The following is a 12,784-nucleotide window of genomic DNA, read 5'->3' on the forward strand; positions in this document are numbered from 1 at the left end:
TCACCAAAGACGGGCAAGCTGAAGGGGTTATTATTTTAATCCATAATGACTTCTTTATCTGGCTGTTCAAGAAATTCGAACATGATTTTAATTTGTTCCAGCGTATTTCTTTCCAATGATAATTCAGGTAAAGCGTCGATAGCAAAAAAATCAACTGCGCTGGTTTCTACACCTGTTTCCGCATGCCCTCCCACAATGTCACAGCGGATAAACATCTTATATACGTGATAAGGCTCAGGTGGGTGTCCATGGAATTTTTTGTCCAATACCGCTAACAACCGCATCGGCACAACATCAAAACCGGATTCTTCTTTAATTTCTTTCACAGCTACTTCTGATGGTGATAGGCCGATGTCACTCCATCCCCCTGGTAATGCCCATGCGCCATCTATTTTCTCTCGAACCAAAAGCACTTTGTTTTCCCTGAAAACAACACCGCGAATATCGACTTTAGGCGTTGCGTAACCTGAATCACTTGCAAATGTAAGTGATATTTTCTCTTTGTTAACAGAAGTATAGTTACTTAAGATATCAATACTAATGCGCCTCAATTCCTCATATCGCTCGATATCATAAACATCCTTGGCATAGGTTAAACCTGTTTGTGAGATAGCTTGAATCTGTTTTGCCCATTCTAGCCACTTTGTGTCCATGGACACCTCTTTTCTTCGCAAGTCACGAGATTTAGTTTAGTTAGGAAATAACCCCATTATATCATATGAATTACAGTCTATAACTACTAAGAAAGGACAACTCGAGGTTAGGGAATCACGCTAATGATTGAACGCACTTTACGATTATTGCTTTTTATTATAAAACTGCGAGATATTATAAAGAAACGATGTCCAGAGGAGGAGAAAGTGAATTGAACATAACCATTGATCAGCAAGGCAATTCCAAGGTCGCCATTATTGAAAGTGATGGTATCGTCATCAACAATGCTCAAGATGCACTGGATTTGATGGCTTCGGTAAGGTATAGCGATGATGCCGATAAGCTCATTATCGACAAATCGAACATCACGGAAGAGTTCTTCGAACTGAAAACCAAGCTTGCAGGTGAGATTTTGCAGAAGTACGTGAACTATCATGTTAAGCTTGCTATTGTGGGAGATTTCGAAGGACATAACAGCAAGAGCCTGAGAGATTTCATCTATGAGTGTAACAATGGCAAGCATGTTTTCTTTTTGAAAAACAAAGATGAAGCGCTTCAAAAGTTGCATAATATCAGTTAAGCGTACAACCGAGGCATGTAGAGAGCCTGCTTATAATCTGAGCCAAACGTAGGAGGTTTGCACCGTGATATCTAATGAGAATTTAAAGGTATATGCTCTGCCTGAGATCGGAAATCTTAAAGTGCATGGCAGAACAACTGGAGAGCGATCGCCGTTGACGTTATTTTGGACGGGGAGTGCAGTTGAACTCAATGTACAGGGCTCCGAACTATGGGTTGAAGTAGAGTCGCAGTATGACATGTATGAGTCATGGATCAGCATTCTGATCAATGGTGTTCCGGTGAGCAGACAGATGTTAACGGCGGGAAGGTACTGGGTCTGTGTATTCCGAGGTATGAACGCAGATGTTGTGAAGAATGTACGGATCGTCAAAGATGTTCAAGCGATGAGTGGTGACCCGGGTTGTGCCTTGCAGATTCATGCGTTGAAATCCGATGGAGCGTTCCTGCCTGTGCAGGAAAAACCGTACAAGATCGAGTTCATTGGTGACAGTATTACATCTGGCGAAGGTGCGATTGGAGCGAAAGCGGAGGAAGATTGGATTCCGATGTGGTTCAGCGCCATACATAATTATACGTTTATGACAGCAGAGGCATTGAATGCGGAGTATCGGGTCATCTCGCAAAGTGGCTGGGGTGTGCTGACAAGTTGGGATAACAATCCAAAGGGGAACATCCCCGAGTATTACGAACAGGTCTGTGGCTTACTTACTGGTGAACGTAACGATGCGCTAGGCGCAGGAGATCAGCATGATTTTAGTTCCTGGCAGCCGGATGTGGTAGTCGTGAATCTGGGTAGCAATGATGGGGGTGCATTTCAGTCACCGGAGTGGAAAGCCCCCGAAACGGGCAAGGTGTACAAGCAGCGTTTGAATGAAGATGGTACTTATCATGAAGAGGATCTGGCTACTTTTGAGAAAGCGGTGGAACAGTTCCTGTTCAAACTTCGGAAAAACAATCCGGCGGCACATCTCGTATGGGCTTATGGCATGCTGGGTTTTCCTATGATGCCTGCCATCTACCGCGCGGTTGATACGTATACAAAGGGGGCAGGAGATCGTAAGGTCTCAATCATCCAGCTTCCTGATACAACCGAAGAGACGGTAGGTGCGCGCACCCATCCAGGCGAGTTATCTCACCGTAGGACGGCAGAGGTGTTAGCGGAATATATACGAGGAATGATAGGATAACTTGATACTTGATACTTGATACTTGATACATGGTAATGGAAAGACCACTCTTTCATGAACGGGTACCCCAATGGTTAGATGGTGTCTAACTTTATGGTGTCCATTTATCACAAGAATGGTCTTTCCCTTTTCTACTCATCTAGATATTCGAGGGTGTATCCGCTGTGCTGGTGTTCTGTACCTCATAACGAATCGAAATGATCTGTCCGAGCGTCTGGGTTCGGAGCATTTTAAATTGACTTGGCACAGTGCCTGTCGGGAATAAAGGAATGCCTTCACCAAGAATTTTGGGAATGATGGCGACTTCAATCTCGTCCAGTAATTTTTTTGCTAACACAGCTTGAACCAATATGCCGCCACCCACAATCCACACGTCTCCATCAGAAGTCTGCTTTAATCGGGGAATGAGCGTATCTACCGTCTCAGTTGTAAACTGTACATGCGGAGCGGGCGGCTGTTCCGAGCGGGAAAGCACATACGTTGGGCGATCCGCATAGGGAAATTCTTCGGAAAGTGTGAGCACCTCTTCATACGTATAACGTCCCATAACAACGCTACCGATTGTTTTATAAAATGCAGCATACCCGTTGTCTCCACCATCACCCTCCACATCAAATAACCAATCGACCGAACCGTCCAGTCTTGCGATATATCCATCCAAACTCATAGCAATGTACAAAATTGTTTTGTTATCAGACATGTTCATCGCTCCCTTCTAAAATGTATGATACACTTTAACTATGACAAAAGTTGACGTAGTTAGGATGTTGAATAAATGAATCATCGGAAATTGGCGATCATGCGCCTGATGGATTCCAGACAAAAGTTCACTGCCCGGGAATTGGCAGAACGGTTCGACGTATCGATTCGTACGATCCAGCGAGATCTGGATGCATTGCAGGCGCTGGGTTTCCCTTTGTACACAGAAGTTGGCGTGAACGGAGGATACCGGGTGTTGCCCAATCGGATTTTGCCACCTCTTCAACTGACACAGCAGGAGGCATTAGGGCTGTTTATGATGCTGGAATATCTACAGCAAGTACCGGATTTTCCATATGGATCAATGCGTGAGCATCTGGCTGAGCAATACTTCTCTACTTTACCCGAAGATGTACAGGATCTCATTATGCGAATGAGAGAGCATATCACCTTTGTCCAGCACCCCGGTGGGCATTCCGAGCCTTTAACAACAGTAATATTGGGTGCAGCGGTAGAAAAGAGAGAAATCGAATTTATGTATCATGCCCGCAGTGGCCCTAAAAAAGTACAGGTCTTTCCCTATGGCATCTACTATGAGCAGGGACATTGGTACATGCCAGCCCGGAATAAGGATCGTGTATTGTTGTATCGGGTGGATCGCATGCAGCAGTTGGTTGTTATGGAATCAGTGGATAAATCTGTTCCAAGTCTAAAGGCATGGCTAGCTGCCAAAGAAGATAGAGCAAGCGTAGAAGTGGTGCTGCAATTCACGGAATTTGGAGCAAGGATTGCTGCGTCAGATGTGTTGTTCAAGTCAGTTGAAGGCCATGAGTGGCGCGGACTGATTCCGCCTGAAGAGTTTTCTTTTACAGCACGAAAGTTACTCTCCTATGGGCCGGAAGTGAAGGTGGTGTCTCCGCTCGAACTGCAGCAGCAGGTTAGAGGGATGCTGGAACGGAGTTTAAGCCAGTATGGTGGGGGATAAGAGCTTTCAAACGCTGGATATTAGGGTATCAAGGAAGAGATAAGAAAGGTGTGTAGACAAATGAGCGAAGTTTGGACTAAAGACATCATCCCGACTGTATCCGATAAAGTAGTGATTGTGACAGGTTCGAACGGCGGGTTAGGGTATGAAACGGCATTAGCGTTAGCTGAAAAAGGCGCAAAGGTTATCATTGCAGTTCGTAATATGGAAAAAGGTGAAAAGGCAGCTAATAAAATAAAGTCGTCTGTGCATGTAGCTGGAGAGGTAATCGTTATGCAGCTTGACCTTAGCGATTTAGCTAGTATCCGTAAGTTCGCAGCCGCTTTTCTTGAGCAATACGATTCGTTGTCCATTCTCGTTAATAATGCAGGAATTATGAACCCTCCATTCCAGTTGACGAAAGATGGCTTTGAATTGCAGTTTGGTAGTAATCATCTAGGCCATTTTGCGCTTACGGGTCTACTATTGCCTCGATTGATCTCTACTCCGAAATCGAGAGTTGTCACTGTAAGTAGTATGGCAGCTCATAATGGTGCGATTGATTTTAATAATTTAGATGGCTCCAAAGGATATAATCCCATGAAGTTCTACAGTCAAAGCAAGCTAGCCAATCTGATGTTTGCGAGAGAGCTGCAGAATAAATTTAATTCCGCCCATATTGATTCCATGAGTATCGCCGCTCATCCAGGGATTTCGCATACCAATCTATTTTCCTTTGGTTCGGGGAAACAGACCAATATATTCATGCGCAGTCTTTTGAAAATCATTAGTCAACCGGCACATATGGGGGCATTACCTACCTTATATGCTGCAGCAGATCCGACGATCACGGGAGGGGAGTATATTGCTCCCAGCGGTATGGGCGGCACTAAGGGCTATCCCAAGAGCGCTAAGATCATCGAAAAATTATATGACGCTAACATTTCAAACAAGCTATGGAGCGTATCAGAAGAATTAACAGGGGTATATTACAGATTCGACGTGTAGATTTTGCTATTAAGGAAAGTAAACCTTATTATGGAATAGACAGTTAAAAGTTCTTCAGCACGAATAAGATTAACTGAATGGGGGGCTACCATGATTCGTTTCATAAGAAGTTTCACGATCCGCTCTATGCAGAGTCCATGCGATGAACAACGGCGGTTGTTTGTATAGAGCGTGAAATCCATTTCCGCCATATCACTATAGTGCATATCCAATGCGTTCATCGTACGACTCTGCTGCCTTAAAGATTTTAACTTTTAAGGAGTGGAGCAACGTGAAATATATTAATGCGGATACAATCTTCCCGGAAGAATTACTCAAAGAAATACAGCGTCATATCTCCGGAGGCCTGATCTATATTCCAAGGCCCAAGGATGCTCATAAGAAGTGGGGCGAGAATTCGGGTGGCAGAAGGGTTGTCCAGGAGCGGAACGACGAGATCCGCCAGCTTTTTGCTGCGGGGACAACCATCGATCAGCTTGCGGACCAATACTGCTTATCCATCGATAGCATCAAGAAAATTGTGTATTGCAAAAAGGGATGAAACTATAGAAGCTATGTTCGAGCAATCGAATGTGGCTTTTTCCTGTAAGAATAAAGAATAGTTATTAAAGCTTTTTTACATATTCGAGGTTGTTAATTACGCGTACAATTCATTTGACGGTACAAGGATATGCGGTGAGAGTTCATGAATTAACTCCTTAAATCATCTGGTAAGGCTGGTGAATATGAATAATATGAATATAGAAGTGAAATTAACGAATAAAGACGAGGCGTATGTGATTAAAAATATGTACCCGCTATACCTTCATGATCTATCCGGACATTATAGTCTGGGTGGAGAGCATACCCCGAACGAACATGGCATTTTTGAGCCAAGTCCTGATTACAAAACGTTACAGGATCAGTATGATGTACAGAATATTTGGTGGGAAAAACCGGAGTGTCTTTATCCGTTCCTCATGATTGTGGATGGCATACCGGCAGGGTTTGCGTTCATAGCTACTCCGCCATATTGTTCACAAGGCACGAATTTCTTTGTACATGACTTCTTTCTGATGCAGCCGTTTCGAGGTATAGGCGTTGCTGAATACGCGGCATCGACGATCTTCGGAATGTTTATAGGAAACTGGGAGTTGTTCACCAATCCATCGGAGAAAAATAAGATTGGCCAATCTTTCTGGCGGAAAACAGTGAATAATTATACCAAAGGTAACTATCGGGAGATGTACGGGCAAACGTTCGATGGTTATAAATTGATTTTTCAATTCTCCAATATATAAAAAGAGAGACCGTCTCCCTTTGCGGAAAACGATCTCTCTCTACTGCCTTTTATAAACTACCGTTGAAATAGTGATACTCAGAATTTACTTCAAAACCAACACTGCGGTACAGATTCAAAGCACGTTTGTTCTCGGTAACAACGGATAAGCGGATATCTGTGTAACTTTGTTTCCTTAGGAGATCAACCAGGATGCTAAGCGCAGTGCGCCCCAGTTTCTGTCCCTGATAAGCAGGCAAGATACAGAAGTTATGAATAAATGCGGTTGTTGCATTAATGGAGTTGACCCGTACCAGCCCAACAGGCAGTTGATTCTGCCATGCAATATAGGTGACTCGGCTGGGTTCATTTGTTTGCATAAAGTACTCGCGTGTCCAGTCCTCCGAATCTCCAAAGGCTTGGGAGGAGCAAGTGACCATAAATTCCATATCCTCGGCTTCTGCCAAGGACAACGTTAGTTCAGGAGGCTCCACAACCGAAAGGACCTCATTCACAAGTTGCATCGAGTACTCCGCACGATCATAAATGGCTCCGAGGGATTGGGCAGTATGAACACCCGGAGATAAGCCCTGAGGAACGCGATAACTGAGTTGGTTGATTCCCTGTGGTTTCATATCCAGGATGGCCCTGTTCAGTAGGCTGCTGAATACACCTTGGCGACGAAAATCTGGGTGTACGATGGCATTAATATTCCCCCTTACGCCGTCGGATGGATACCAGCTGAGCAGTCCTACCAAATCACCTTGGCGATAACAGAGGAGCGCGTGGTCTCCGTCTTTTTTACTGATATGGTCAAGGTCAGCTTTCAGATGAATGGAATCAAGCTGCTTACATTGTTGTTCGAGTAAAATAATAGCATCAATCTGTTCCTTGGAATCATAGATCATAGGAACGACTTGATAAGTTGACATAGCTTTCACACCTTCATTGTTGAAGGAAACACGCAGTTATTGGACCCGCAGGCGCTATCCTTCGAGAGTTGGTCCAGTTGTAATTTTGATCATCATTATTATCTCCTCCAAATCAGTTCACGTTGACTATAACACAACCTATGATGAAGATGACACCCAATGGATGTAATTCACTGGGTGTCTGTTCAGATACGCCCAATAACTGGACATTATATCCTATTGAAGGGATAATTGAGAGTAATACTGACGAGAAAGGAGTTGATCACCTCGCGTAAGTTAGCTTATGTGATGAGTACGTTGTTTCTTTCATCTGTCATGATAATGGGGTGCACCCCATCTGAGTCAGCCGAGAACGTTAAAGAGACCATTCCACCAGCGACGAATCAGCCGAGTATTGTGAGCAATCAGAAGGCGTCAGCCATAGATGAGCAGCAGGCCCTCGAAATGTCGCTGGATTATAAAACAACCGAACTGACTGTTGATTATAAGGACTATGAAGATACGTTAACTGTGGAGGGTCTGCTGGCTAGAGCAGAAGTAATCAGACCATTTTTGACAGAAAGGAATTTCGAATCCAATATAGATGCGCGATTTAACAAGATTCCTTTACGTGTAGCAGACAAAGAGAAGGCTCTGCTGCATCCTGAAAATATACAAACCAAGATCAAAGATAGCAAGAGTGACTGGATTCTGGTGGAGTACACGCTAGATCTGAAATTTACAGACGAGAACGGCAAGGAGTTCAAGTCCATTCCGCTATCGGGCGATATCACCTTTTTGCAGGATCAGGGAGAATGGCGCATTCAGGATGATACGTACAACATGAAGCCCTTCACAGAAATCATTAATAATTCACTATAATGCATGAGTCACCTGTGAATCTGGCACATACAGATTGTGCTCGAATTATCCATTACGAATAAGCTCTTTCATATTAAGTACGCACTTCAAAGTGCGTACTTTTTTGTGGGTGTGTCCAGCTAAGCGTGCGTCGTCAAAAGGGCTTCATCGTGATGATTGTTCTTGTCGCTTCCTAGAAATTTGCAGGGTACATTCTCCTGTAATGATGATATTATTTGGATGATCAACTTACTTATTGCGCTCTTGTAGAATGGGGTTGGGTTCATCATGAGGGAGATTCTCCGAGTCGGTTCTCGTAAGGTTTGGTTGTATATCATTGCTGCTGTTATTGGTTTGGTTACAGGCTATGTCGTCCTCTCTTCGCCGGACTCTCCTAGGCTCCAAAGTGAAGAAGGTATTCTGGATTTAACGCAGGCTCAACTTAGTACGAATCCGCAAAAATTAATAGGGAAGTGGGCGTTCTATTGGCAAGAACTGCTGTCGCCTGAGGATATGCGGGTTCGTTCGGCAAGGGAAGGAAATCAGGACCACTGGATTAACATCCCAAGCTCCTGGCTGGGCTACCCGTTAGAAGGTCAGCGGCTGAGCGGTACAGGCTATGCAACCTTTGGACTGGTCGTTCATCTAAGCGAACAGGATCGAGATGAGATGCTTGCTCTGCGGCTGCCTAGCATTTTTAATGCGTACAAATTATGGGTCAATGGCGAGCTGCTGGCAGAAGTTGGTGAGGTTGGTCAGGACAAGCACAGCATGACCCCGCAACTGGAAACAAAGCTGGTGTATTTTCAGCCTGAAAGCGACACGTTAGAGCTGGTCATGCAAGTCTCCAACTTCCAACATCATCGGGGCGGAGTTACCAAGAATATCGAGCTGGGTGGCAGTGACGTACTAACGACCAAGACCAATCTGAATCTTGCCAGGGATATGTTCATCACGGCAAGTTTGCTAGTGATCGGTTTGTATAATCTGCTGTTGTTCATGCTGCGACGTAAGGATAAAGCTCCGTTATATTTTGGCCTGTTTACTGTACTGCTTGGTATTCGATCCTTGTTCAACGGCGAGCTTATCTTTACACAATGGTTGCCTCATTTTCCTTGGGAATTGCAGTTCAAGATCGAATATCTGATTCTTTGCCTCAGCGGTTATATCATCACCATGTATTTTGATTGTATTTTTCCGAATTATGTGTCGCGATGGTTTCGTCTTGGCACCCGGATCGTAACTGGTGCATTCTGTATCCTTGTAGTGGTAACCCCTGCAATTATATATACAAAATTTTTGCTGGTAATCGGTGTGATGGTAGTTCTACATATGATTTATCTGATGATCGGGCTGGTTCAGGCGGCTGTGCGACGTATGGAGGGAGCGCTGATCTTCCTGCTGGTGTCGGTGGTTACTTTGGTCACGGTTGTCAACGATTTTTTGTATTTTAACGGATGGTCGCTAGTTGGAAATACATCTCCGCTTGGCTTATTGATATTTACGATCGCGCAGCTGATTCTGCTGTCTTCGCGATCTACGAGGACGGCATCGAACGAAGAGAGAATTACACGTGAATTACAGGACGTTAATGACAAGCTGATTGAAATGAATATGAATCTGGAACAGACCGTTCAGGAGCGAACACAGGCCTTATCTACAGTGCATGATGATCTCCAAACCTCGTATGACCGACTGCTTCACTCCGAGCAAGGGAGGAAGAAGCTTCTTGCTTATATTACGCATGATCTGCGTATGCCGTTGTCCAGCATGCTTGGATATGTAGAGGCTATACAGGACAGGGTCAAGCCGGAACGCAATGAGCAATATCTGAAGTACATCCGGGAGAACACGATAAGGATTAACCGTATGATCGAGGAGTTGTCCTTCTTGTCGCATTTGGAGACCGGACAGGTCTCGTACCGAATGGAGCCGATTCAGATGATTCCTTTCTTGCATGGTTTTTTTGAACAATATGAGTTGGTAGTGCGAGACGCAGGATTAGACTTCATACTGGATATCGGAGATACCGAGGATAGACGATCTATTTTGCCAGTTGTCGAGATGGATGCGAAAAGAATAGAACAGGCCTTATTTAATCTAGTATCCAACGCCATGAAGTTCACCTCCAGCGGGGGGCTGGTGCGTATTGCACTAGTTGTGGAAGTGATGAATCATGCTCGCTATGCGACCATTAGCATACAGGATTCTGGCATGGGGATTCCTCCGGATCAGCTTGAGCAAATCTTCGAACGTAATTACAGATATGATCGGCCGGGAATGGGCATAGAGGGCAGTGGACTGGGGCTTGCAATTTGCAGGGAAATCGTACAAGCGCACGGAGGCATGGTTCGAGCGGAGAGCGACGGCAAGATGGGGGCGACATTCTATGTAACGTTTCCTTGTACGGTGATTGAAGGAAAGGGGTGATGAGATGGACACGCACAAAATCATGATCGTTGATGATGATCCTCATATATGCGAGATTGTGCAGGTGTATTGTGATAGGGAGGGATTTGTCTCCACCTGCAGTCATAGCGGGTCAGAAGCGATGGAGCTGCTTACATCGTTTGAGCCGGATTTAATTATACTGGATATATTGCTGGCTAATGAAAACGGTATTGACTGGTGCAGGAATGCGCGTAATCTCACCAGTGCGCCGATTGTGTTTCTGAGCAGTCAAGAGGAAGACGAAATAAAAATTAGCGCATTATCCTATGGCGGGGACGATTATGTGACCAAACCGTTCAGTCCGGGAGTGCTCATGGCCAAGATCAAGGCTCACCTTCGCAGAGTGTCGACGGGTAGAAGGGAACAACTGCTGGAGTTACCGGGTTTGACACTGGATTTCTACACGCAGTCCGTCAACATGGGGAGCATACCTATCTCTTTATCGAAAAAAGAATTCAGTCTGCTGTCCTATATGGCACAAAACGTAAATCGTGTCGTCAGTGTTGATACGTTGTTTCAAATCATCTGGGGAATGGAAAGTCTGGAGGATACAAGAACGGTTGCTGTACATATCAGTAATTTACGCAAAAAAATTGAGTCTGACCCTGCCGACCCCGAGCGAATCATTACGGTTCGGGGGAGCGGATATATGCTGGTTTCTAACAGTACGTCACAAGCATGAATATAGCAGTAAGGGTGGTAGTCTATTATAAATGGGAAAATGGCGTTGGAGCAGTACCTGACGCTATTGGCCCATTTTTTGTTTTTTCCACTAGCTTCATAATCGACTCAAGATATTGAATTCCTCAACACCAGTCTGCGCTTTTCCATCCTCGTCAAAATGATGTGCCATCTCTCCGAAGAATTAAACGATCCAATACGCACGGATTTAAAGTTTTCTTTAGGTTTCTCAAGTAGGATAATCCATCATGATAAAATCACTGTGGTCGATATAACGACATATTTCATCAAATTGTACCTGATTATTAGCTACGAGGACGTTACATTCAAGCCGGATCAAACGATAATACGTGAAGAAATGGTTGTCTTGCTGTCCCGCATTAGTACTTGAAGAGAAGGAAGTGGCTCCGATGGCACGAGTTATATGTATCACATCAGGGAAAGGTGGAGTTGGCAAGACAACGGTCACGGCTAATCTCGGGACTGCCCTTGCCTTATCGGGGAGCAGCGTTTGCCTGATCGATGCTGATTTTGGATTGAGAAATCTGGATATTCCGCTTGGTTTGAGTAATAGGGTAAGGTATCATATTTCTGATTTTCTGACGGGTCAATGTGCTTTACATCAAGTGATCGTCAAAGATAAGCGAATCAGTACCTTGTCCTTTATCTCCTGTAGTAACGACGCGGTGCATCACGATGATCCGCAAGTTTTTGGCGAGGTTGTACAGCAAATAGCCCAGGGCTATGATTATGTGCTGATCGATTCGCCGGCAGGCATTGAAAATGGATTCTGGAATGCGGCTTTGGCAGCAGATGAGGCTATTGTCGTTACTACACCTCATCGTACATCGCTTCAGGACGCGGATCGCGTAATCGGATTATTAGAAGATATGATTCCGGCTCCGCCACAGCTCATCATTAATATGGCCGACGGACAGGAAGCCCGTTCGGCAACGGTAAAGATGCAGGATATTATCGATATTCTCAATATCGGTGTGATTGGCGTGATCCATGCCGATGTAGAAATTATACGTTCCGTACATAAGGGCATTCCGATTGCGCTTAATCCCGAGTTTGAAAGCGGGCTGCGCTTCAGGCATATCGCCCACAATGTGGCGAAGAATCAGCAGGAGCCTTTTATCTCATTGAAACCCAAGAGGCATATTAGTGTTTTTTCACTTCCTCCAAGACTGCGTTGGGGGAAGAACAGTTCGTTATAGTCGCTTCTGGTAGATGAATCGTTGAGAAGAGAATCATCTGGAATGGATTGCAGACTAGCTTAAGAATTCATGAAAAATAGTGGTGTGGGAGTTACCTTCCCTACGCCGCTATTTTTTGATGTCATTGATGTTCTCACTTGCGAGTGGTTGCTTACTTAAAGTTTTCTTTATAATTCACAAGCGCCCCTATCTCGCATGATAAAATACGGAAGAAAAAACGACATAATTTGCTGTGTCGGTGTCACAATTCGACTGTAACTGATCAGAAAGGTCGGTGAACGAATTCAATCTGTAAATTTTTTTCGCTT

General features: G+C 44.6%; 13 protein-coding genes. 10 read left to right on the forward strand and 3 right to left on the reverse strand.

The genetic code is table 11. The features are described 5' to 3' along the window. Window positions 1–35: 35 nt before the first annotated feature. Window positions 36–653, reverse strand: coding sequence for an NUDIX hydrolase (locus tag MHI01_RS19355; protein ID WP_036671794.1), 618 nt, complete (start codon window positions 651–653; stop codon window positions 36–38). Window positions 654–865: 212 nt separating this feature from the next. Between MHI01_RS19355 and MHI01_RS19360 the strand changes: the two genes are divergently transcribed. Together MHI01_RS19360 and MHI01_RS19365 are read left to right on the forward strand one after the other, a co-directional pair. Continuing rightward, on the forward strand, window positions 866–1,234 hold the full coding sequence (locus tag MHI01_RS19360) for a DUF4180 domain-containing protein (RefSeq protein ID WP_036671793.1): 369 nt from the start codon (window positions 866–868) through the stop codon (window positions 1,232–1,234). A gap of 64 nt (window positions 1,235–1,298) precedes the next feature. Beyond that, window positions 1,299–2,423: an SGNH/GDSL hydrolase family protein gene (locus tag MHI01_RS19365; protein ID WP_340983871.1), complete on the forward strand. Its 1,125-nt coding sequence runs from the start codon at window positions 1,299–1,301 to the stop codon at window positions 2,421–2,423. A gap of 139 nt (window positions 2,424–2,562) precedes the next feature. On the opposite strand, the gene MHI01_RS19370 is transcribed toward MHI01_RS19365, so the two are convergent. Beyond that, complete coding sequence (locus tag MHI01_RS19370; RefSeq protein ID WP_340983872.1) at window positions 2,563–3,129, reverse strand: dihydrofolate reductase family protein; 567 nt, start codon at window positions 3,127–3,129, stop codon at window positions 2,563–2,565. A gap of 69 nt (window positions 3,130–3,198) precedes the next feature. Between MHI01_RS19370 and MHI01_RS19375 the strand changes: the two genes are divergently transcribed. The 4 genes from MHI01_RS19375 (at window position 3,199) to MHI01_RS19390 (ending at window position 6,374) form a co-directional block, all read left to right on the forward strand. Then, window positions 3,199–4,107, forward strand: coding sequence for a helix-turn-helix transcriptional regulator (locus MHI01_RS19375; protein WP_036671788.1), 909 nt, complete (start codon window positions 3,199–3,201; stop codon window positions 4,105–4,107). Between the two features lie 60 nt (window positions 4,108–4,167). Then, window positions 4,168–5,094 (forward strand): oxidoreductase, encoded by a 927-nt coding sequence (locus MHI01_RS19380; protein ID WP_315372106.1) that lies wholly within the window; start codon window positions 4,168–4,170, stop codon window positions 5,092–5,094. Window positions 5,095–5,365: 271 nt separating this feature from the next. After that, window positions 5,366–5,635, forward strand: coding sequence for a CD3324 family protein (locus MHI01_RS19385; protein ID WP_076252047.1), 270 nt, complete (start codon window positions 5,366–5,368; stop codon window positions 5,633–5,635). A 184-nt stretch (window positions 5,636–5,819) separates the two neighbouring features. After that, a complete protein-coding gene (locus MHI01_RS19390) occupies window positions 5,820–6,374 on the forward strand; it encodes a hypothetical protein (protein ID WP_340983873.1) in 555 nt (184 codons plus the stop codon). A gap of 49 nt (window positions 6,375–6,423) precedes the next feature. Here MHI01_RS19390 and MHI01_RS19395 read toward each other — a convergent pair whose 3' ends face one another. Next, window positions 6,424–7,284, reverse strand: coding sequence for a GNAT family N-acetyltransferase (locus tag MHI01_RS19395; protein WP_340983874.1), 861 nt, complete (start codon window positions 7,282–7,284; stop codon window positions 6,424–6,426). A gap of 288 nt (window positions 7,285–7,572) precedes the next feature. On the opposite strand from MHI01_RS19395, the gene MHI01_RS19400 reads away from it, so the two are divergent. From MHI01_RS19400 to minD, 4 genes are all read left to right on the forward strand, one after another. Further along, complete coding sequence (locus MHI01_RS19400; RefSeq protein ID WP_340983875.1) at window positions 7,573–8,145, forward strand: hypothetical protein; 573 nt, start codon at window positions 7,573–7,575, stop codon at window positions 8,143–8,145. Window positions 8,146–8,412: 267 nt separating this feature from the next. After that, the gene (locus MHI01_RS19405; protein ID WP_340983876.1) at window positions 8,413–10,554 is read left to right on the forward strand and encodes a sensor histidine kinase; all 2,142 of its coding nucleotides are present in this window, start codon (window positions 8,413–8,415) and stop codon (window positions 10,552–10,554) included. Window positions 10,555–10,558: 4 nt separating this feature from the next. Continuing rightward, window positions 10,559–11,257, forward strand: a complete 699-nt coding sequence (locus MHI01_RS19410) for a response regulator transcription factor (protein WP_036611725.1) — start codon at window positions 10,559–10,561, stop codon at window positions 11,255–11,257. Window positions 11,258–11,666: 409 nt separating this feature from the next. Beyond that, on the forward strand, window positions 11,667–12,476 hold the full coding sequence (gene minD / locus MHI01_RS19415; protein WP_036611723.1) for a septum site-determining protein MinD: 810 nt from the start codon (window positions 11,667–11,669) through the stop codon (window positions 12,474–12,476). Window positions 12,477–12,784 lie beyond the last annotated feature (308 nt).

This window comes from Paenibacillus sp. FSL M7-0656 (genome assembly GCF_038003225.1).
Lineage (GTDB): Bacteria > Bacillota > Bacilli > Paenibacillales > Paenibacillaceae > Paenibacillus > Paenibacillus amylolyticus.